The following is a 21651-nucleotide window of genomic DNA, read 5'->3' on the forward strand; positions in this document are numbered from 1 at the left end:
CCGGGCAGCATGATTGAAGGCTTAAGAGGTTACTCACCATAAGTTAGTAACCTCTTCTTCTATTTAGTATTTAAACCGACCTATCTGTGTTTTAATTTCTGCAGCAACCCGGGCAATTAAGTTGCTTTGCGTGGCTCCCTCAGTCGCACTATTACTTAAACCCGTAACAGCGCTACTTATCTCGACGACATTTTTACTGATATCTTCGCTGACCACGCTTTGCTCTTCCGCTGCGCTAGCAATTTGGGTAGCGGCATCAGTAATATGTGCAGCAGAACCAATAGCTTGCTGCAGTTTTTCCTGCGCACTGCGCACGCTGTTTTGACACTCATCGGTAAGCTGACGGTTTTGCTGCATGGCACTCACAACTGATTGGGTTTTACTGCTGAGATCGGTAATCAGCTGTTGAATTTCCCCGGTAGACTGCTGGGTGCGGGAGGCCAGGTTACGCACTTCGTCCGCTACCACAGCAAAACCCCTACCCATTTCACCTGCCCGGGCAGCCTCGATAGCGGCATTAAGCGCCAGTAAGTTGGTTTGCTCTGAGATATTACGGATCACTTCTACAATATTATTAATACTACTGCTGGATTGCTCCAACTCCGCCATCATCTTCGCCGCTTGCTGCATACTATTACCCAAGGCCGAAACAATACGACTGGTATCGGCAACAGCCTGATCACCAAAAGTGACCGCTGCAGAAGCGCCTTGCGCTAAGTCAGCGGTTAATGAAGCCTGTGTTGCCACTTCCGAGGCAGTACTCGACATTTCTGTCACTGCGGTGGCCACCTGCTCAATCGCTTTTTGCTGATAAGCCACGTCCTGATGTGTCCGATCGGCAATATCTGCGCTGATGGTCGCAGATTGCTGTAATTCAGCTACCAGCTTGGCGGTGTCTGCCACTATGCCGTGCGTTTTTAATAAGAATAGATCTAAAGCCCTGGCCAACTGACCGATCTCATCTTTACGATCATTAGTTAAACGTTGCGTCAGATCGCCATCTGATTGTGCGAGCTTATCGACCATCTTGGTAAGCTGCTGTAGCGGTTTAGCTAATTGCCCCGAGAAAAAGGCCAAAATCGCCGTGCCGACGACAGCAATCACCACGCCAAGTAAGACTTGCCAGTTAATACTTTGACTAAAGCCCGCAGCTAAACTGTCATTCAGGGCATTAATCTCCGCCAGCGCCACCGCTGTGGGGAGCTGATACTCCAGCAACCAAGGGGTACCAAAGGCAGTTAACCTTATAGGGACTGATACTCTTAATTGCTCACCGACTTGCAACACCTCGCTTAAGCCACCTTGTACTTTAGTACGTAACTGTTGCCACTCAGCTTCTGCTAAGGCTTCTCCTACTTGTGCCGGACGCTGTGTGTCCGCCGCGGTATAGCCGTTATGTGAGATTATCCGTAACTCACCCACGCCACTAAACAGTTGCTGGTCAAGTAACTGCAAACGCTGCTGCAAAAATGCCATAGAGATATCAACCCCTGTCATTCCAACAAAGCGTTGTTGTTGGTATAAAGGCGTCACAATAGAGGTCATTAGCGTTGGCACACCTTGCACAGTCCAAACAGCCGGATCAACTACACAAGGCGCTTTACGATCACGCGGACATAGGTACCACTCACTGCCCCTTAGCCCACGTTCATTCTTAGTTTCATCATATAAACCGGCGGTTTCTACCGGTTGTAAGCCAATTTGCCCTTGTGGATCACGTGTCCAATACGGGCCAAACTGACCGGCGGCAGTTGAGTGCTGATTGTTACCAATAAAATCATTATCTAGCCCATCTATCGCATTGGGTTCCCATACCAGATAGCCACCCAATAATTGTGGATGATTGCGAACTATCGTTTCTACCAGCTTGCTATAATGTTGGCGTTCTAAACCTGCATCCATAGCTAACATGGCATTCATGCCATCGGCGATAGCCTCTGCTCTGGTCAGACTTTGATTAATCAACTGCTCAATTTGATCTGCCTGCTGCTGCAACTGCACATTAAGCCTTTGGTTGACCTGTTCTAAAAACAACTCGCTACCTTGCTGCCGGTTTAAATCAAACAGCTTTTGTGAGTTCCACACCCCAAATACCATACTTAGAATTACTGCTATTACTAAGCAACTGGCTGCCACTAAGGCAATTTGGGTACGCATTGACGCTAACTGCAATTTACTCATTCAACCTTACCTCTTAATTGCTTTGTATTCAGTATTAGCCTTATTTTCAGTGCTTACCAGTTAGGTACCCGCTAAATGTAAAAAGAATTCCATTTACTACGGCAAGTTAAACTTCCATAGAGTGCGGCGTCACTTGGCCTTATAATAATATTTTTCTGTTGGGATCTATTTTGCCTTTTGAATATCTGGCGTTACTTGCCGCAACTTGCTGGGCCTTTGGTAGTTTATTATCAGCTCGCGCTGCCACCCATTTAGGTGCCTTTGCCTTTACCCGCTACCGGATGTTGGTTGCTATGCTGCTGTTATGGGCCTTAGCACTTTATAATGGCGGTTGGCAAAGTCTCTCAAGCAGCAGCATTATGCTACTCACCTTGTCTGGCGCCATTGGTATTTTTATTGGCGACACAGCCCTGTTTGCTGCCATGAATCGGCTTGGCCCGCGCCGCGCGGGTGTGCTCTTTGCAACTCACGCGCTTTTCTCGGTATTACTCGCTTATTTTTGGTTAGGTGAAACACTCTGGGGCCTTACACTGGTCGGTAGCAGCTTACTCCTCAGTGGCGTGATGATAGCGATCTTATTTGGTAAACGTCAGGCTGAACAGCATCAATGGGAAAGCCAACAGACAGGTTTAGTCACCGGTGTAGCGCTGGGCTTATTGGCTGCGTTATGCCAAGCCGTATCAACCCTAATGTTAAAACCACTGATGTTAACCGATATAGACGCTATAGCAGCGTCAGCGGTGCGGATGAGTACTGGCTTTGTGCTGCATCTGCTGATTTTTTTACTCGGATTTAAAGTTGCCCGTAGCTATTTGCCTTTAACAGGCAGCGTTTTATTAATGGTGATAATCAATGCCACCTTATCAATGGTATTAGGCATGACCTTTATCCTGCAGGCATTAAAGCACGGCGATGCCGGTATGGTCGCAATGCTCTCATCGGTAAGCCCAGTATTAGTGCTACCCATGCTTTGGCTGGTCTATAAACGCAGCCCAGCCTGGGGCGCCTGGGTGGGCGCCCTGCTTACAGTACTTGGTACGGTGTTGATTATCCGCCAGTAAGCTGGCCAGAAGCAGACCAGCTTATACTCCTCGTCTTTCAAGATACACGGGGGTTGGCTGGACGTTCCTTCGCTTAGCTGCCACCTTCGCTTAGCTGCCAATAATGCCGCCATCATCTTTAGTGATAATCACCGTGGCAGAACGCGGGCGCCGGGTGCCCCGGTCGGGCCAGGTGCTACTAAAGCTGTAAGGACCCGACCCTTCCCCCGGGTGCTGAATATTCACAAACATCGTGCGGCAATCTGGGGTCATTACCACACCGGTCACTTCACAGCCGATAGGCCCAACTAAGAAACGTTTGATTTGATGCGTCCCTACATCGGCCACCAACATCTGATTATTACCAAAAGCGCCTTCGCGCAGCTGGCCACCTGACATATCGGTTTGGATCCACAGCAAGCCATTAGGATCAAACCATAAGCCATCAGGCGAAGCATGATGATTTTCTTCAGTAAGCATAAACTGATGCTGCGGCGTATAAGTATAGGCCTCACCACTTAACAGAAAAATATCCCAGTCAAAACGTGTTATCGAAGCTTCGCGCCAGCGGATAATATGACCCTGGGTATTACTCGAACGTGGATTAGCGGGGTTTAACTGCGAATTGTGCCGGCGACTGTTATTGGTCAACGTAAAGTACACTTCACCCGTTTCAGGGTGCACGGCACCCCACTCAGGCCGATCCATTTTGGTTGCACCGGCAATATCTGCGGCCAGCCGAGTGTTAAGTAACACATCGGCCTGATCAGTAAACTCTACTTTGGCCGCCACCACTTTGGCTTTAAAATCGGCGTTATTAATATCAAGCGGCAACCACTCGCCACTGCCATCATCATTAAAGCGCGCGGCGTAAAGGGTGCCACTATCCAGCAAATGTGGGCCGGCGCTGGCCGGATCATACAACTCTGCACTAACAAACTTATAGATATACTCAAAACGTGAATCATCACCAGAATAGGCGACCAAAGGTTTACCCACTTCCGCCTTGGCGAAAATTATCCCCTCATGGGCGAAACGCCCCATTGCCGTATGTTTTACCGGTGTGCTTTGCGGATTAAAGGGGTCAATTTCCACTATCCAACCAAAGGTATTGGGTTCGTTACGGAAATCTGCGGTGGCAGTATCAGCAACACTTGAAGCATCAAAGCGTTGTAATACTGCATCCTCGCGGGCTGCCGTTTCCCAATACATGATGCTATGTTCATCAGAGACACTGTAGCGACGGTGCTCACGCGGCATGCGGCTATCACGATTGACGAACAGCAGCGCCCAGTTTTCTTCGCAGGTTAAATACGTGCCCCAGGGCGTGACACCGTGCGCACAATTATTTAAAGTCCCTCGAGTCGCAACACCCTCTGGGCTGTACTGCGTTTGTACTTTAGCATTACCACGCACTGGGCCGGTTAACTCCATCGGCGTCATACCGGTGATCCGCCGATTGTATTGGCTCTCTTGCACTAACTGCCACTGACCATCAGGCTGTTTTTTAATATGCGCTACACTAACACCATGCGCCGCCAGCTCTTTATGCACCTGTGCTGCCAGACGGGGTAAAATCTCTTCAACAGCGCCATGTAAAATCTTTGGATCGCAGTATTCATGGTTCATTACCAGCAAACCTTCTTCGGAATTCTGGCCACCCTGCTTTACATCCATTGGGAAAAAGTGCATGCCATCATGGTGCGAGCCCATTTGCATCGCTTGCTCGGCTGCGGTGTTACTGCCGTCGCCTTTATAGGGCGCGGCATTAGGTAATAGAGGCGTGCCCCAGGGTAAAAACGGCTTGGCACTGTAGCCTGCGGGTACTGTTACCGTATCAAAACGGTTGGTCGAAATGGCTTCAAAGCCTAACAAGCCTTTTTGCACCGCCGCACTGACTGCCGTCACTTTGCTATCACAGCCGGTTAGACTGGTACCAATAAAACTGCCTACCGCCAGTGCCACAGCGCCTTGTAAAAAGCGCCGGCGATTCAAACGATTGTCTAATACTTGTTGAAACTCAGGATTGGCTGAAAAATTTGCCTGTGGCTCAATGCCAGAAATATCGAATTGCGTTACTGTATGCTTTGCCATTTTTGTCGCCACCGTCAGAAAAATACTGCCTAGCTTGCCAGTTGCTCTTTGCAGTTTTATGACGAAAACCGGAAAAACATAGAGAAAGACGAGTTTTGCCGATTAACGGCAATAGCATCACGCGCCTATGCTCTGATATAGTGCGGTATCTATGGCAATAAAAGGGCAAAAAGATGCAATGGCAGGTGCTCACCTTTAATGAGTTAGATACCCTAACACTTTATTCACTGTTACAACTGCGGGTAGATGTGTTTGTTGTTGAGCAAAACTGCCCCTATCCGGAGTTGGATGACAAAGATTTACATCCACAAACCCGCCACATTATTTTAAAAAAAGGCGATAAAGTGATTGCTTACTCTAGAGTATTGGCGCCCGATGTCAGCTTTGCTGGCTTTCCTGGTATTGGCCGGATCTGTATTTCACAAACGGCACGGCGCTTGGGTTTAGGTAAGATTCTGGTAGAAAAAACCCTGGCAGAAACTGCAGCCTTATGGCCAAAGACAGATATTCATATCTCGGCCCAATGTTATTTACAGCGCTTTTATCAGGATTTGGGCTTTATAGCCGCCAGTGAGCCTTATTTAGAGGACGATATTCCGCATTTAAAAATGATTAAGGCAGCAGACCCCACTGCCTTATAATTTTGCTAATAATGCAAGCCGAGCGCTGACAACAGGCGATGTATCACAGCCTGCTGTCAGGGTGATATTAAGGCAAACCCACTTCAAAAGTTAGCGTTAATGAGGCCCGCTCGGCATCAGCCAATTCTGTTTTCGTATTGGCCTGATAGCCTGCCTCAAGTAAGTAACGACCGGCATGCTCAGGGGTAAACTGCAACTTGCCCTCAGCATCTGTCTCAACAGTAACGCGGCCGGCATTGTTGCGGTATAGTTCGGCTTCGCGCGATAGCTCAACTTTAACACCAGCTGCCGGCTTACCATCAATCAGCAACTGCCACTGGATCTCGTCTTCGGCTACATAATCCGCCGGATGAGTCACAAAATTAACCTCAAAACCTTCACCACTTGGGGTGATAGCCGTGCGGTTAGGCGCCTTTACCGTAACCACCGCCAGCGCTTTGCTTTGGCCACGACTGGTCGTTACCTTAGTCGCCCCCGCTGGTAGCTGACTGGCAGCGGCTTGTTTATCCGCCATAATACGTTTACGCTCACCATTCACTTCAAACATCGTGAAGTAACGGGGCGCGCCACCGTTTTCAATTAAATAGGTGCCTTCGGCGACTAATTGATGATCGGCCTGCGACTTACGCTTGCCCTGATAGCTTTGTGCAAACTTATGGCGGCTACCATCAGGAAACACTATGCTCAGGTTGTCAGGCGACACGCCTTTATCCGGCACAAAGGTCATATTGGCGGCAGAGATATCCACGGAGATCCAGGTATCATCACCGGACAATACAAAGTGGCTGGGCATCACCCACAAGGTATGTGCGAACACTGCTTGACTAGAAACGGCCAATAAGGCGGCAAGTAGAAGCTTTTTCATTAAATCTTTCCTTTTTATTTAATCACTTAAATGTCTATTTAATAATAAAGAGCAGCTCATCCAACTCTTCGGCCGCGGCCGCAATAAGCAGATAAGGTGTGCCATCGAGCTGAAAATCAATTTTCTGCAAGCTACGACCACCTTGCTCGCGTGATGCCTCAACATATAGGGTATAGCGACCTGCGGCTAAGGCGTTACCTTGATCATCTTTCCCATCCCAGGTTAAGCGATGCTTACCCGGTGTGCGGGTTGCGCCGGTCATCGCATCCACTAAAGCAGGCTCGCTACGGCCAATCTTGCGCCAAAAACGACGAATGTCTTTTAGCCAGTCCGGTTCTTTGCGCCACAGCGCAATCAACTTCACCGATTGTTGTTCCGCATTTTCCACCCAAACGGCCACGTAAGGCCGGTAGTATTGGGCAGTTTCAATTTCCGGAATTTGTAGCGTTATTTCAGCTTCTGTTGCCTGTAGTGGACTAAAAGCGAATAAAGCTGCGCTAACTAAACTTATGCTGATCCGTTTCAACGTAATTCTCCCCACGTACGTATTTAGTGCAGCGATATCAGGTAGGCCAATATCGCCATCATGCCGCCGCTCACGGCTAACGCATTGCCAACAGACTTTTTCGAGGGCATTTTTAGCAGCAAATAAAAGCCTGTTATCGCGAAGACCAAACAGGCGATGGCGGTAATGTCAATTAACCACTTCCATAACAAACCTGCGTCACGCCCTTTATGTAGATCATTTGCTAATGCCAGATAACCACTAAACTGTTGTTCCAGTTCAATTTCCACACTACTAAAATCCACTAGCGCGACAGCGTAACCCGCAGGCCTTTTAAAGCTTAATTCCAGCGTTTGCTCGTCATCCTCAAACCGTGGCTGCCAACTAACGGCTTTTACGCCCTGCTGTTGCAACCAGCTAGCCAAGGCGGCGGCATAATCTGCCTGCTCTGCTGCTGCAGGCCAGGCCTGAAAGGCATCTGGCAGAGTCAATACCGTTAAACTTTGCTGAGCGCCCAGCTTACTTTGCCAAGTAGGATGATTCAGGGTGATGCCTGTTACTGAAAAAAACACTAACAATATCAATACCCACATTGCACTATAGGTATGTAATGCCCGCATAAAGCGACCTATCGCAGCGGTCCTTTTTTTTGTTGCATTACTTTTATACTTCATGGTTAAACTTTACCTATCCGTTGCATCAGGGCGATCGGTCAAACTGTTTTGATTTTGGGATGCACTAAAGCTTTAGCCTAAAAGCGCATCCCGTTTTAGAGTCGTGAATGATAATCATTTTTATTTTTAAGATCAATCAATACTGATAACCATTATCACTAAGAATGATATGTAGAAGATGACTGCACGCCTCTGCCAAGCTTAAAACCGCACATTCATACCCAACCAGACATTACGGCTTTTATCTTTATTGTTGTAATCGTCGACGAAGCTGGCGCTAAAACCGTTTTGACCATTGCTATCACGGACACAACTGTCGGCCGTGGTATTACAGGCACTAAAAATCGTCTGGTATGACGTGAAATCTTTATCTAGCAGGTTATTAATGCGCACGTTAAAGGTAACAGCGTCGCTAACTTGATAGGCTAAACCCAGATGCAATACGTTGTAGCTTTTAAAATACAGCGGCGCATCGTTTTTGATATCCCATGAACGGTAACGACGGTCACGGTATTCCGAGGTTAAAAACAGACTAAGTACATCGGTTGCCGCCCAGTTCAAGGTTACATTTGCCATATGCTTGGCGCTATTGCCCAATGGCCGACCTTTAAAAGCACCACTTTTCTGTTCGCTGTCGATATAGGTATAGTTAGCGCGCAGCGAGAGTGCTTCTAATAGCATTACGCGGCCAGCTAACTCAGCGCCTTGAATGGTCACCTCATCGATATTGACCGTTTTGCTGCTGATACCGTAACCTAAATCGGCATACTCACCTACTTCGGTACAGATTAAGTTGGTACCCGGGCCGCAAGGCTGCGAGGCTAACTTATCGTCAAAATCATTTTGAAATACTGTAGCATTAAAGCTATGCCCATCTGGATGGCTCCAATATACTGCCAACTCTTTGGAGACACTGGTTTCCGGTTTTAAATCTGAATTACCAAAAAACGGACTCGTTCCTTGTGCACCAAAACCAACGATGCCGTCATAAAGTTGAGAGGTTTTTGGCGTTTTAAAGCCGGTACTCACCCCACCTTTAATGGTCCAGGCATCGCTTATGGTATAAACACCATACAAGCGTGGGCTTAGCTGATTGCCAAACACCTGATGATCGTCGTGCCGCAAACCTGCCGTAACAGCTACTGCCGGTAGAATATCCCAGGTATCTTCCGCAAATACCGACCACATATTATGCTCTTGCTTTTCCCCCGGCCGGCCTTGCTCTAAGCCAAAGACACCATCGACTAACTCACCGCGAATAACCTGAGCACCTAAGACTGTGGTATGACGACCCGCCGCCTCAAAAGAAAAGTCTACTTTTGCATCAAAGATATATTGGTTACTGTTCATCTCCCGCTTTGGCCGTGGCAAGAAAGTGCTTGTGGCAAGCGCTTTACGCTCATCTTCAGATAAGCCAGCATAGGGTCCGGTGGCATCGATAATTTGTAGTAAATGCGCCCGCTCTGCCACGGTAAAAGGTAAAGTCCGGCCATTATTATGGGTATCAACATAAGACAAAGACACAAAGCTATTTAGATTATCCCAGCGCCCTTCGTGGGTGATAGACCAGGTATCACGGGTAAATTCCTGAGTGTCGATATAACCGACCATCGGGTTAGCACGGCGCGACCAAACACCGCCATTGCCAGTACACAAGTCCTGACGATTACCCACTGCGCCCTTGCAGAAAAAACCAGAGCTCCAAATGGTATCGATACTATCAACTGTGCCCAGCGGGAATGAACGCACCCCACTGTCGGTGATAAAAGGTGTGTTGTCGTATTCCTGTGTTGACGACTCAATATCAAACCACAGGGCGTGATTTTCTGCCGGTGTCCAGCTGATGCGGCCGCCAAGCACCCGGCTTTCGTTATCTACGGTTTTACCACCTCCCCCAAAACCTAAAGATCGTCTGCGAGTTTCACCATTAGGGAAAATAACGGTAGCATAGTCCGGGTTTGAGGCTAAACGATTATAGACACTGCCACGTACCGCCATACCTAACACACCGGCAATCAGTGGCCCGGTGACATTAAAGTCTGTGGTAATGTCGTCGCCGTAGCTCTTGTCGCTTTGCAAAGCGCGGCTATGGGTAATAGAACCCGTCCAGCTGTCAGTGACTTTTTTAGTAATAATATTAATTACGCCACCCAACGCATCTGCGCCATACAAGGTGGACGCCGGACCACGGATCACCTCTATGCGATCGACGGTATCTAATGGTGGAATATGCCCAAACTGGTTACCACCAAAGCTGTTTGGATAAATATCGCCATGGTTGTTCTGTCTTTTGCCGTCAACTAAGATCAGGGTGTAATCTGAGCCCATACCACGCAAACTAATGCTGCCCTGACCGGTTTTATCGCGCGTTTCACCTATATCAACCCCTTCCAGATCACGCACGGCATCCAGCAAGGTCGTGTAAGGACGGCTTCTTAATTCTTCTTCGGTGATAACTGAGATACTGGCAGGGGCATCCACCAGCTTTTGTTCATAGCCGGAAGCGGTAACAACGATAACTTCTATCGTACTCTCGGCGGCCTCTTCAACCGCATACACAGCACTCATATTGCAAGCAGCAGCCACCGCAATAGCCAGACAACTTTGGCGAAACAACATTACTCTCTCCTTTGTGTGTAAAGTGCGACACAGACGCCACAAAGCAAATGATAATGATTCTCACTACTAAGATCAACTTTATTATCATATAAACGGAACTTTTGCGCGCTCTTGTTAGTAAAATGTCACGAGGTCAAATAGCGCTGAAAAAAAACAACCCGCAAAAAGCGGGTTGTTGATAACACGAGAACAGATGGCGGGGTTAGAAACGATAGCGGAAGCCGGCTTCCACCGAACGCTCTGGGCCAACATAAATACCCTGGCGTAAACCACTGATATAGTTTTTGTCAGCCAGGTTTTTCACTGAGCCATATACCGTTAAACCATCAAACACCGTGTATTGGGCTAATAAGTCATAAACGGTATAGGCGGGTAATAAACCACCCCAAATACCCCCAGCAGCATTAGTTGGAATGGCTTCGATATTGGTTGGGTCGGCATATTGCTCACCACGATGGTGTGCTGTTAATGCAACGCTAAACGCCTCGGCACTGTAACTTAACGCTACATTGGCTAATAACTTAGGCGCATAAGGAATACGCTTACCAGCATTGTCACCGGTTTTGAATTCAGAAGTAGGTACCCAGGTCGCATTCGTGTCCAAACGGAAGCCACCACCAAGGTTGTAATTAAACACAAACTCCATGCCGGTATGCTCGGTTTCACCGGCATTAGACTGCGACAAGTTTGGATCGCTATTTCCCGTGACAACCTGATTAGCAAAGTCCATATAAAAGGCCGACACTTCATAGCTTACTGCACCCGCTGTGCCACGTACCCCAGCTTCATAGTTTACCGAACGCTCTCCATCTAACTGCTGATCGGTTAAGCCATCCAGAGCCACGCCGTTCGAGGCTGGCGAAAATGCCCGATACACCCCTCCATACAACTGTGCACTATCCGTAAGTTCGTAAGTGGCGCCAACACCTGGTAAAAACTCGGTATTGGTGGTTTTGGCGTTAGCACCATTCTGCGTTAAAATTTCCCGCTTTTGCTCGTAAGACTCCACCCGTAGCCCCGGGGTAATAGCAAAGGCATCGCTAATTTGCAAACGGCTTTGCAAATAACCGGCCGCGCTGGTGGCAGAATCGATAATATGACGATCATTATTACCAGAACGATCGGCAGCACGGGTAGCACGAATACGGGTATCGTTTGATTCTTCCTGCATTAAGCGCAAACCGAATTCCGTGGCAGCGGCGTAACCGAATAACTGCTGATCAAAGCTTAAACGGCTTTCAATACCTAAACGTTCAAAGCTGCGATTATTACCTGTTAGATTATCGGTATAAACCCAGCGGCCTGCAGCATTAGAGGCGGCAGTGTTAACATCATAGCGCCAGTAATCACGAGTGGTATTACTCCAGTAAACCAGCGTGTTTAGCTTAGCGTTATTGTCGAATACCAGCTCGTGATTTAGATCCACTGCCGTTCTATCCGTCAGGTACCAATCATCCGGCGCCGGGTTGTAACGCTCACCGTTTACATAATCTGCTAGTAAGATACCGCGATAAGAAATATTGGCTTCGTTTTCATGACATGCAAACTTTACACCGACTTTCTGCTTGTCACTAATCGCCATACCCGCTTTGACCATTACATCAGACATGTCATAGCCTTTATCCATAAAGCCATCACTTTTAGCAGTGGTTGCCACCACACCAACAAAAGCATCTTCAGAAGGATTTTTTGCACCCGCTTCGACACTGAGCTCGCGCATATTAAAGGAACCAGCCCGGGCCGACAGCTGTACGCCATCATCCGGTGTCTTGGTAATATAGTTAACCACACCACCAATAGTAGAAGGACCATAACGCAAAGATGCTGAACCTTTTAACACTTCAACTGACTCTACCCGCTGAATACGGGTATTAAAGTACCGATCGTTACCAATAAACAAGCCCGGCGCTACTGGCACACCGTCTTCTAATAACAAAGATTTAGACTCACCAGCCGATAAACCACGAATACCAAAGTTGGCAACGATAGAGGTTTCTTCTTCGCCCTTGATATTGACGCCCGGCACACGGCGCAGCACATCTTCGGTGGATAACGGCTGTACCTGCTCAATCTGTTGACGGTCAATCAGTATTACCGCGCCGGTTTCATCAAAACGATGGCTTTGCTGCTGACCTTTTACCCGAATTACTTCAATTGACGGGGTAATATTTTTGGCACTGTCGTCCGTGGCGGCTGAATCTGCTGCGACTGAACTAAAACTTACGCTGCCCACTGACAAGGCCACGGCTAAGGCAACCGGATGATACTTACTGTTAAACATAACGCCTCATTGCTATTAAGGTTTTAAGGTGATTTATGGCTGCGATTTTAACAACAGTCAAAACTAATAGCAATTATTATCATTTAACTTTGCAGTATTATTAGCGAACACTCTTTTATCTGTTTGATTCGCTATTGTCACCCTCTGTTGACAGTAGTAATAACCAGATAGCAGTTGGCAAAGAGTCCAAGCTCACGCATTATCTGCTTTTTGCAACACCTCACACTTTAGGACCATGCCCTTATGTTTAACGAAACTATTAGTCCCCGCTTCTCAGAAACCGATGCTTTAGGCCATATTAATAACACGGTGTTTGCTGTTTGGTTTGAAAGTGCCCGCCAAGGTGTGTTTCGCATTTTCACACCCGATTTAGATGTATCCAAGTGGTCGCTGATTATCGCCAGCATTCAAATAAACTACCATGCGCAAACCCACTATCATGCGCCAGTTGCAATTAAAACCTGGATCAGCCGTATTGGTAATAGCTCCTTTGAGGTTTATCAGGAAGCCTGGCAGCAGGGCCAGAAATGTGCGTCGGGTAAAGCGGCTATGGTGAAATTTGACTATCAACAACAACAGGCTGCTGCGCTCACTGCCACAGAGCGTGCAGCGCTAAGTGAACATTTACATTCCTCCGCTGAGCGTTAACAAACCGCTATTGGTCGAAAGCTACTGGTCAGCCGTATCCATTAGGATTAGTTTAAGAAAAAACCAGCGGAGCCGCCTCAATGAAACTAAAACTCACCCTTTTTTGTATTACTGCGCTTATAACATCGCCACTGCAAGCCTATGATCGCATCACCGGCAAAGATTTTGCCAGTCGCTCAGAAGTGATTGCAAGCGAAGCGATGGCGGCGACTAGCCATCCGCTGGCTACGCAAATTGCCCTGGATATTATGAAGCAAGGTGGTAATGCCATAGATGCCGCCATAGCGGCTAATGCTGCACTGGGATTAATGGAACCGACCGGTAATGGTATTGGTGGCGATCTCTATGCCATGATTTGGGATGCCAAAACCAACAAGCTTTATGGCCTGAATGCCTCAGGTCGCTCACCACTGGGGTTAAGCTACGATACGTTAAAAGCCGAGCTGGATAAGCTCGGCAGACCAGATTTACCACCGCACGGTATGTTACCCATCAGCGTGCCCGGCACTATCGATGGCTGGTTTGAAATGCATCAGAAATTTGGCAAATTGCCCATGCCGCAACTGCTGCAGCCCACCATTGATTACGCCACTAAAGGCTTTCCGGTAACCGAGCTCATCGCCTATTACTGGAATCGTAGCGTTCCTATATTAAGCCCGCAGCCCGGTGATTTTAAAGGTAGCTTTACCATCGAGGGTAAAGCACCGGTGAAAGGCCAAATTTTTAAAAACCCGGGCTTGGCCTATACCCTAAGTGCGGTGGCCAAAGATGGCCGTGACGCCTTCTATCGTGGGGAAATTACCCGCAAAATTGATACCTTTATGCAAGAAAACGGTGGCTACTTGCGCTTTGCTGACTTTGCCAACCATCGATCTGACTGGGTAGAACCGGTTGGCGTAGACTACAAGGGCTATATGCTTTGGGAGTTGCCACCTAATGGTCAGGGCATTGCCGCGCTACAGATGCTACAAATCTTGAAAAACTTTGACCTGGCGGCCATGGGCTTTAATAGCCCGGAGAGCATTCACTTAATGGTTGAGGCAAAAAAGCTAGCCTTTGAAGACAGAGCCAAATTTTATGCTGATATGGATTTTTATAAAACACCGGTGAGCAAGCTTATTTCAGAAAGCTATGGCCGCGAGCGCGCTAAGTTAATTGGCGAACGCTCAGCACAGCGGGTTGATGCCGGTAATCCGCATCTGTATGAGGGTGATACCATCTATATGACCACCGCTGATAAAGACGGCAATATGGTGTCATTAATTCAAAGCAATTATCGCGGTATGGGTTCTGGCGTTGTAGTGCCAGGGCTGGGCTTTGTCTTTCAGGATCGCGGCCAACTATTCTCGATGGATAAAAACCACGCCAATGTGTATGAGCCAGGCAAGCGCGCTTTTAATACCATCATTCCGGCTTTTATCACTAAAGACAATAAACCGCTTATCAGCTACGGCGTAATGGGCGGTGCTATGCAGCCACAAGGCCATGTGCAAATACTGGTTAATATGGTCGACTTTGGCATGAACCTGCAAGAAGCGGGTGATGCCGCCCGTTGGCAGCATCTGGGTAGCACAGAACCGACAGACGGACAGGATGCTTATTTGAAGAACGGCGGCTACATTGAAGTTGAACGCGGTATTCCGTTTGAAACGGTGCGGGAATTACAAAAACGTGGCCACGAAGTACGTTATGGCTTAGGTGGCTATGGTGGCTATCAGGCCATTATGAAAGATCATATTAATGGCGTTTGGATTGGCGCCTCAGAGTCTCGCAAAGACGGCCAGGCCGCAGGGTATTAATTCACGGTAACACGTTAACCGCACTAGGCGGTTAACGTGACTTTTGCATCATAATGCTGCTGAATATGGCAGATTGCCTGTTCCAAACAACCGGCAAAGGGTTCGGCCGATGCCGGACGCTGTTTGCGCAGCGTAATACGCTCTGCCGCTTTTAAATAGCGCATTACCTCTTCCTTGCTCTGCAGTAGTAATCGCGGCACGGCAACGGGTTGCCCGGTTTGGCTGTCTTTGGCAATCATGGTGAAATAAGAAGAGTTACAGTGTTTGATTTTTCCAGTTTGAATATTTTGCGCTTCTACTCTGATGCCAACCACCATCGAGCTGGTGCCCACATAATTGACTGAGGCATTTAAGGTTACCAGCTCCCCCACTTCAATAGGGTTTAAGAAATCAACCCGATCAACTGAGGCGGTTACGCAGTACTTCCCACTAAACTTAGAACCACAGGCAAAGGCAATTTGGTCCATCAGCGATAATAAATAACCACCATGGATCTTGCCGCTAAAATTAGAGTGCGATGGCAGCATCAGCTGCGATAAGGTAATTTGCGAACAACTTACGGTTTTATATTCTGCGGCCATGCTGTGGTTCCTTGCAGGTTAGTTTAACGCTGTGGCGAGGGGCTTATCCTGCACCAATACCCAGGGCGAAATCACCACGGCCCATAACTCAGTTTTTGCCTGATACCAAAGTGCCGCCTGCTGCTCAGAGGTACGTCCAAGCTGAGTACTGGCCAACCAGGCCGCAACCTGCGCTTTATTATCCTGGCTGAATGCAAAGGCCACATCAATCAGATCCAATGTAGGCTCTACCGTAATAACGCTGCCAGCCGCATAAAACTTTTGCAAATCTAACCAATTAATGCGCGCGGTTTCAGAAACAATTTTTGCCCTTATCAGCTCCGGGTTTTCAGCCTCCAATGCTAAATGCGCATCGGGTGGAGTTATTGCAGCCATCTTATCCTCGTCTATCTTATCTGAACCAAGTTATTCTATCTCATCGCTCTGCTCAGTGACCTGCGATGCACTTAGTTCATGCTTTTTTAATAATTTATAAAAATCGGTACGATTGCGTCCGGCTAATTCAGCAGCACGGGTCACATTACCTTCGGTCATTTGCAGCACTCTAATTAAATATTGGCGCTCAAATTGATCCCGAGCCTCAATTAATGTTGGCCAGTAACTGCTATTTTGCGACAACGCCTGTTCTACCAGCGACGCCGAAATAACCGGGTTTTGGGTTAGCGCCACACACTGCTCTACCACGTTGACCAATTGCCGCACATTGCCTGGCCATTTGGCCGTTGCCAGCAGTTGCAACGCATCATCCGAAAAACGCGTTACTTTGACATGATGCCGATCAGCACTTTGTTGTAAAACATGCCGTGCTAACAAGGGGATATCTTCAGCGCGTTGTTCCAACCCCGGTAACTGCAAATTAACCACATTTAAACGATAGTACAAATCTTCCCGAAAGGATCCCTCGCTCATTGCTTGTTGCAAGTCACGATGTGTAGCAGACAGCACCCGAACGTTTATCGGGATACTCTTGGCGCTGCCTACCGGGCGAATTTGCCGCTCTTGCAGCGCACGTAATAATTTTACTTGCAACGCGACCGGCATATCGCCAATTTCATCCAGGAACAGGGTACCGCCATCGGCTTCACGAAATAACCCGGCATGCTCTGTCACAGCGCCGGTGAAGGCACCTTTACTATGGCCAAATAACTCAGATTCCAATAAGTGTTCTGGCAAAGCACCACAGTTAATTGCCACAAAGGGTTTGCCAGCGCGCGGACTGGCTTTATGAATAGCATTCGCCAGTAACTCCTTACCCGTGCCACTGGCGCCGGTAATCAACACACTGACATCGCGCTGTGCTACCCGGTAAGCTTGCTCCAGTAGCTCCAGCATCAACTTGCTGCGGGTGATAATGGCCTCGCGCCAGTCGGCTTGCTCGGGCAAAGACTGGTTTAACGCCCGTTGTAACACTTCGCGTAACTCAACAGGGTTTAATGGCTTCGTTAAAAAACCAAAGACGCCGCGCTGTGTTGCGGCTACGGCTTCCGGTATCGAACCATGTGCGGTCATTAGCACCACCGGCAGACCTTTATAGCGTTTGGCTATTTCGTCAAACAAACTCATGCCATCCAAGCCGGGCATTCGTAAATCGCTTAGCACCACATCGACGCTTTGCTTGGTTAACAGGCCAAGTGCGGTTTCCGCACTATCCGCGTTTAGTACTTGATAACCCTCACCTTCTAAACGTAAGGTTAGCAAACGTAATAAACTTGGATCATCATCGACCAATAGTAAACGCGGCTTATCCCTGGCCATTATTTGCTCCAGTACTATTGTCTGTTGCTGGGGGCTGATTAAGTTCGGCTTCAATTTGAGTTAGCGCATCAATTTTCTTCTGCAAATCACGGTTAGTCTTTTGCAAACGATCTATTGCATCTTGCTGCTGGGCATTTAAGCGGGTGACCGCACTTACCGCAGATTCGGCTTCCAGTAACTTTTGATTAAAGGTTAGCTCCCAGCCAAAGATTGCCGCTAATCGGGGCGGAAAGCTTGATACCATCTCGACTAACTGTGTTTGCACCCGAAAACGGGTGACATAAGGCATATCGGGATGCAAGCTTAATAGCGCCAGCTGTAACTGTGCCACCATATCAAACTCGGTTAATTCCCGTAAGCGCGCACGTTCTGGCTCAGGATCCACCAATATTTGCTGTTTATAATCCAACCAGGCTTGCAGGCTGCTGATCTGATCATCTAAGGCTAATACCAGATCAGCTTCAGGTTCAGCTTCCTCCGGCAGCGTTACCTGCTCAAACTCTGGCTCAGAAACGGCGGTTTCTGTTGGTGGCACCGCCACAGGTGTCAACTGACACCCGCTTAACCACAGCAACATTGCAACGACCACAACCTTCTTCATACCAGCTTTTCTCCTAATAACGGTAAACGCACCCGGATACAGACATCTGCGTAAACAACATCCACGATATCAGCGTGGCCACCTAATAAACGGGCACAGTCTGCCACTATGGATAAGCCTAACCCTGACCCCTGCACCGAATCAAAGCGTGGAGTAGTGCCGCGCTGAAAAGGTTCAAACAGTTTTTCCCGCAGCGACATTGGAATAGGCGTGCCATTATTGGCAACTTCTAACAAAACTGCGTCGTCCTGCCGGTATAATTTAACCCACACCGGGCTACCTTCGGCGCCATAAGCCTGAGCATTATTAATCAAGTTATCCAGAATACGGCGGAACAAGGTGGCGTCGGTATATAACGAATTAAGCTGGCAATCGAGTTTGACCTGCTGTTGGCGCTGTTGTAATGATAGCGCGTGATCACTAAAGCACTCTTGCATCAATTGCTGTGGGATCTGTTGACTCCATTCTGGCTGAGCTTGTTGTAATAAGCGGTTATAGTCTAACAACTGTTCCGTTAGCACACTTAAACGGTCTGCGCTGCCGTTTAATAAGGTTACCACTTCTTGCTGCTGTGGCGTCAAAGGCCCAACCAGTTGCTCGCTTAACAAGGCACAACCTTCACGAATACTGGATAAAGGCGTTTTTAATTCGTGCGAAGCATGGCGCAATAAAATAAGCCTTAACGCTTCTAATTGTTGCAAGCGGGAACTTAGCCAACGCAATTGCTCACCTAACTCAGTCAGCTCACGCGGACCACGTAATTTTTCATCTGGGAACTGATGTTTGGGCTGAGCAATAGCGCGGATCATCCGATCTAGCTTTTGTACCGGCGCCGTAATACGATTAGATGCCCATAACACTAACAGCAAGGTTAATAACACCAGGCCAAAAGTTTGCCAGGCCAGCTGCTGTTGTGTACTCGCCACTTGCTGTTGCTGATTTTGTAGTTGCTGCTCTAATAGATCCCATATTTGCTGGGTAATTTGCTGTTGTTGTGTGCGAATTTGCTGTAGCAGGAGCTCTGGAGTCTCTATCACCGGCTCGCTAAAGCGCTGCCGCAGCGCTTGTAAGGCGGCTTGTTGCTCAGCACAGAGTGTTAATTGGGGTAGAGAAATACACACCTGCGCCAGTAAATTAAGCTGATTATCAATGTGACTTAGGGCAACCCGCTGTAATGCCTCGGTGCGCACGACCACGTATTGCCTGACGGCCCGTTCGATATCAATCACTAAACTTTGCATACTTTCCGACTGTCGCACAGAAGAGACAGCATGTTCGGCTGAAGAAATAGCGTAAGAGCTAACCCCGCTGAGCGATTTATTACTTTGCCAAAGTAGCACCGCCACCGGGATCAGGGCCAAAAAAAAGCTAAGTAATACCAATTGGCGTAATGACGCAGTTTGAATTGAGAAACGCATAGCTCACAGTGTTTTAATCTAAAGTATTAGCTTACCAGTTTCCTGAAAAAAACGCCGTTGTTATTGGCGATAAAAAGCTGAGGTAAAAAAATTGGCACAAAAAAGGCCAGACAAAGCTGGCCAAGGCAGATTCAGCAAAAAAGCCGAATAATGGGATAAGGTTACTGTACCAGTTCTGTATTCAGGTTGGCGTTAAACACTGGCTGGCTGCTGGCAACATCAGTTGCAACTTGTGCTTGTTCCCAAGCTTGTACACTGGCGTTATTTAAGTCAATGCGACGCAGCAAGGTGAATACAATCGCCATGTTAGCAACTAAAAACAGGGTAACTAAACTTAAAAACATATCCATGGTACTTCTCCGGTTAAAGCTCCTGAAAGTGGAGCGGTCCGTGCTGTCTCAGGAGAATGGCGTAAAAGTAAAAATTTGTACTTTTGCGATATTCCCCTGCAGCCGTACCATAGATAATGCAGGCTTTGTGCCAACAATTTATATATGATTACTTTCAATAGTTTATGATTTATTTTATAAGGTGACAGTAAGTCTGGGGCGAGATAGTGTTGCTAATTTGCGACACATATAATGACTGATAATTCACTTCTTTTAAAATCAATGGCTTAGCCTGTATGCTTTTTGCGACACCCAGGCCAAGCCATTGTTATTACTAGATAAATCCGTAACGCTGTGCTACCCGATCAAAGTATTCCAGGCATTGTTTGGCATATTGGCGTTTTTCCACATAGCTGCCCGGGAAAAAGCTTTTCTTAAAACCGTAAGCCACCATATCTTTTAAACGCTTTAAGGGCACATCAAAGTTATCCAGCGCCAGCTGGTATTCTTTACTCACAGTGGTATTGGATACCAGACGATTGTCGGTACAAATTACCGTCGCAATGCGGTGCTCCAGCATGGCTTTAAATTTATGTTGGCGAATATCGGTAATGGCAGGGTTGGTTTGCAGATTACTGGTTAAACAGACCTCAATGGCAATGCGCTTATCGGCGATATAGGATGCCAAATTACTGATATATTTACTTTTATCTACAATAGCTGGATCTTTAATCATCTCTGGCATAAACATTGAGTAACCGTGACCAATACGATCGGCATAGCACTCGGTAATGGCTTCAAATACACTTTCAGCACCGTAGGCTTCACCGGCATGCAGGGTTTTTAGTAAAAAGTGTTGATGGGCATATTCATATACCTCCTTAAATTTGCCCGCCGGGTAACCGGCTTCCTGCCCTGCTAAATCCAGGCCAACAATAGGGATCCCTTCTCCATCGCGCAGCCTGACACTGGCCCGCACCAGCTCCATCGCTGCCAGTTTAATCACGTCCATCGGCGCAAAATCACGCATTAGCTGAAATAAGTTGGTGTAATAGGGCGAGAAGCCTTTATTACCAAACATCCGCATTGCACAATTGATAATACCATAATAAAACGGCGGTTTTTGACCGCTTAATACAGCCTCGGTAGCATTATACTGCTGCATGGCGCGCTTTAGGCCGTTATTTACTGCATGCATTATCTGGTCAAAATCGATGCCGCGACTTAAATCAATTAGTAACTGTGGCGCAAAACGCACCTCAATATAGTTTACCCCTTCAGCTTGGTTATCCAGTGCCAGCTCGTACGCCGCTTGCTCCAGATTCTCCGGATCGCGCAATACGGCGCAGGTATACTGAAAACAGTGCAGGTACTCGCCTAAATTTTGGTAACGATCTTTAAATACCAATTCTTTTAAACCGGCTACGCTATCTGAGGGCAACGTTACGTTACTGCGCTTGGCCATCTCAATTAAACTGTCGAGCCTTAGGCTGCCATCCAGGTGCAAGTGCAAATCGGATTTGGGCATATCTTTAATAAATTCGGCTGAATATCTGGGCATAATCTTTCCTTCTTTAGCTATATGCAGAATAGCATGAAAGGCGCTTGTCCGAAAAACCT

General features: G+C 47.7%; 18 protein-coding genes. 4 read left to right on the forward strand and 14 right to left on the reverse strand.

The features are described 5' to 3' along the window. Window positions 1-63: 63 nt before the first annotated feature. On the reverse strand, window positions 64-2181 hold the full coding sequence (locus IE163_RS12825) for a methyl-accepting chemotaxis protein (RefSeq protein ID WP_189433377.1): 2118 nt from the start codon (window positions 2179-2181) through the stop codon (window positions 64-66). A 170-nt stretch (window positions 2182-2351) separates the two neighbouring features. Between IE163_RS12825 and IE163_RS12830 the strand changes: the two genes are divergently transcribed. After that, window positions 2352-3242, forward strand: coding sequence for a DMT family transporter (locus IE163_RS12830; RefSeq protein ID WP_189433378.1), 891 nt, complete (start codon window positions 2352-2354; stop codon window positions 3240-3242). A gap of 90 nt (window positions 3243-3332) precedes the next feature. Here IE163_RS12830 and IE163_RS12835 read toward each other — a convergent pair whose 3' ends face one another. Then, complete coding sequence (locus IE163_RS12835; RefSeq protein ID WP_189433379.1) at window positions 3333-5315, reverse strand: PhoX family protein; 1983 nt, start codon at window positions 5313-5315, stop codon at window positions 3333-3335. Window positions 5316-5488: 173 nt separating this feature from the next. On the opposite strand from IE163_RS12835, the gene IE163_RS12840 reads away from it, so the two are divergent. Further along, a complete protein-coding gene (locus IE163_RS12840) occupies window positions 5489-5956 on the forward strand; it encodes a GNAT family N-acetyltransferase (protein ID WP_189433380.1) in 468 nt (155 codons plus the stop codon). A gap of 67 nt (window positions 5957-6023) precedes the next feature. Here the strand turns inward: IE163_RS12840 and IE163_RS12845 are convergent, their stop codons facing one another. The 5 genes from IE163_RS12845 to IE163_RS12865 form a co-directional block, all read right to left on the reverse strand. Further along, the gene (locus IE163_RS12845; protein WP_189433381.1) at window positions 6024-6821 is read right to left on the reverse strand and encodes a DUF4198 domain-containing protein; all 798 of its coding nucleotides are present in this window, start codon (window positions 6819-6821) and stop codon (window positions 6024-6026) included. A 34-nt stretch (window positions 6822-6855) separates the two neighbouring features. After that, entirely contained in the window at window positions 6856-7347 is a 492-nt protein-coding gene (locus IE163_RS12850) for a DUF2271 domain-containing protein (RefSeq protein ID WP_189433382.1), read from the reverse strand. Between the two features lie 23 nt (window positions 7348-7370). Further along, window positions 7371-8000, reverse strand: a complete 630-nt coding sequence (locus tag IE163_RS12855; protein ID WP_189433383.1) for a PepSY-associated TM helix domain-containing protein — start codon at window positions 7998-8000, stop codon at window positions 7371-7373. Window positions 8001-8201: 201 nt separating this feature from the next. Then, a complete protein-coding gene (locus tag IE163_RS12860) occupies window positions 8202-10619 on the reverse strand; it encodes a TonB-dependent receptor domain-containing protein (RefSeq protein WP_189433384.1) in 2418 nt (805 codons plus the stop codon). 202 nt (window positions 10620-10821) lie between these two features. Continuing rightward, a complete protein-coding gene (locus IE163_RS12865) occupies window positions 10822-12900 on the reverse strand; it encodes a TonB-dependent receptor family protein (RefSeq protein WP_189433385.1) in 2079 nt (692 codons plus the stop codon). Window positions 12901-13143: 243 nt separating this feature from the next. Here IE163_RS12865 and IE163_RS12870 point away from each other — a divergent pair, with 243 nt between their 5' ends. Next, entirely contained in the window at window positions 13144-13548 is a 405-nt protein-coding gene (locus IE163_RS12870) for an acyl-CoA thioesterase (RefSeq protein ID WP_189433386.1), read from the forward strand. Window positions 13549-13628: 80 nt separating this feature from the next. Continuing rightward, window positions 13629-15347: a gamma-glutamyltransferase gene (ggt, locus tag IE163_RS12875; protein ID WP_189433387.1), complete on the forward strand. Its 1719-nt coding sequence runs from the start codon at window positions 13629-13631 to the stop codon at window positions 15345-15347. Window positions 15348-15370: 23 nt separating this feature from the next. Here ggt and IE163_RS12880 read toward each other — a convergent pair whose 3' ends face one another. From IE163_RS12880 to IE163_RS12910, 7 genes are all read right to left on the reverse strand, one after another. Then, entirely contained in the window at window positions 15371-15928 is a 558-nt protein-coding gene (locus IE163_RS12880) for an acyl-CoA thioesterase (protein WP_189433388.1), read from the reverse strand. An 18-nt stretch (window positions 15929-15946) separates the two neighbouring features. Beyond that, window positions 15947-16303, reverse strand: coding sequence for a DUF2288 domain-containing protein (locus IE163_RS12885; protein WP_189433389.1), 357 nt, complete (start codon window positions 16301-16303; stop codon window positions 15947-15949). Window positions 16304-16333: 30 nt separating this feature from the next. Next, window positions 16334-17683, reverse strand: a complete 1350-nt coding sequence (locus IE163_RS12890; protein WP_189433390.1) for a sigma 54-interacting transcriptional regulator — start codon at window positions 17681-17683, stop codon at window positions 16334-16336. After that, complete coding sequence (locus IE163_RS12895; protein ID WP_189433391.1) at window positions 17670-18284, reverse strand: hypothetical protein; 615 nt, start codon at window positions 18282-18284, stop codon at window positions 17670-17672. Before IE163_RS12895 ends, IE163_RS12890 begins: the two co-directional genes overlap by 14 nt. After that, window positions 18281-19702 carry a sensor histidine kinase gene (locus IE163_RS12900; protein ID WP_189433392.1) on the reverse strand — a complete coding sequence of 474 codons (1422 nt, stop codon included), beginning with the start codon at window positions 19700-19702 and terminating at the stop codon, window positions 18281-18283. Before IE163_RS12900 ends, IE163_RS12895 begins: the two co-directional genes overlap by 4 nt. Before the next feature lie 161 nt (window positions 19703-19863). Further along, window positions 19864-20052, reverse strand: a complete 189-nt coding sequence (locus tag IE163_RS12905) for a hypothetical protein (RefSeq protein WP_189433393.1) — start codon at window positions 20050-20052, stop codon at window positions 19864-19866. 313 nt (window positions 20053-20365) lie between these two features. Beyond that, window positions 20366-21592 carry an adenosine deaminase family protein gene (locus IE163_RS12910; RefSeq protein WP_189433394.1) on the reverse strand — a complete coding sequence of 409 codons (1227 nt, stop codon included), beginning with the start codon at window positions 21590-21592 and terminating at the stop codon, window positions 20366-20368. Window positions 21593-21651: the final 59 nt, after the last annotated feature.

This window comes from Alishewanella longhuensis (genome assembly GCF_014653435.1).
Taxonomy (GTDB): domain Bacteria; phylum Pseudomonadota; class Gammaproteobacteria; order Enterobacterales; family Alteromonadaceae; genus Alishewanella; species Alishewanella longhuensis.

Bases quoted from the DNA above. Each gene is read 5' to 3' on its own strand.
- IE163_RS12825 (WP_189433377.1), bottom strand. From the start codon at position 2,181: ATGAGTAAATTGCAGTTAGCGTCAATGCGTACCCAAATTGCCTTAGTG.
- IE163_RS12835 (WP_189433379.1), bottom strand. From the start codon at position 5,315: ATGGCAAAGCATACAGTAACGCAATTCGATATTTCTGGCATTGAGCCA.
- IE163_RS12840 (WP_189433380.1), top strand. From the start codon at position 5,489: ATGCAATGGCAGGTGCTCACCTTTAATGAGTTAGATACCCTAACACTT.
- IE163_RS12845 (WP_189433381.1), bottom strand. From the start codon at position 6,821: ATGAAAAAGCTTCTACTTGCCGCCTTATTGGCCGTTTCTAGTCAAGCA.
- IE163_RS12855 (WP_189433383.1), bottom strand. From the start codon at position 8,000: ATGAAGTATAAAAGTAATGCAACAAAAAAAAGGACCGCTGCGATAGGT.
- IE163_RS12860 (WP_189433384.1), bottom strand. From the start codon at position 10,619: ATGTTGTTTCGCCAAAGTTGTCTGGCTATTGCGGTGGCTGCTGCTTGC.
- IE163_RS12865 (WP_189433385.1), bottom strand. From the start codon at position 12,900: ATGTTTAACAGTAAGTATCATCCGGTTGCCTTAGCCGTGGCCTTGTCA.
- IE163_RS12870 (WP_189433386.1), top strand. From the start codon at position 13,144: ATGTTTAACGAAACTATTAGTCCCCGCTTCTCAGAAACCGATGCTTTA.
- ggt (WP_189433387.1), top strand. From the start codon at position 13,629: ATGAAACTAAAACTCACCCTTTTTTGTATTACTGCGCTTATAACATCG.
- IE163_RS12880 (WP_189433388.1), bottom strand. From the start codon at position 15,928: ATGGCCGCAGAATATAAAACCGTAAGTTGTTCGCAAATTACCTTATCG.
- IE163_RS12885 (WP_189433389.1), bottom strand. From the start codon at position 16,303: ATGGCTGCAATAACTCCACCCGATGCGCATTTAGCATTGGAGGCTGAA.
- IE163_RS12890 (WP_189433390.1), bottom strand. From the start codon at position 17,683: ATGGCCAGGGATAAGCCGCGTTTACTATTGGTCGATGATGATCCAAGT.
- IE163_RS12895 (WP_189433391.1), bottom strand. From the start codon at position 18,284: ATGAAGAAGGTTGTGGTCGTTGCAATGTTGCTGTGGTTAAGCGGGTGT.
- IE163_RS12900 (WP_189433392.1), bottom strand. From the start codon at position 19,702: ATGCGTTTCTCAATTCAAACTGCGTCATTACGCCAATTGGTATTACTT.
- IE163_RS12905 (WP_189433393.1), bottom strand. From the start codon at position 20,052: ATGGATATGTTTTTAAGTTTAGTTACCCTGTTTTTAGTTGCTAACATG.
- IE163_RS12910 (WP_189433394.1), bottom strand. From the start codon at position 21,592: ATGCCCAGATATTCAGCCGAATTTATTAAAGATATGCCCAAATCCGAT.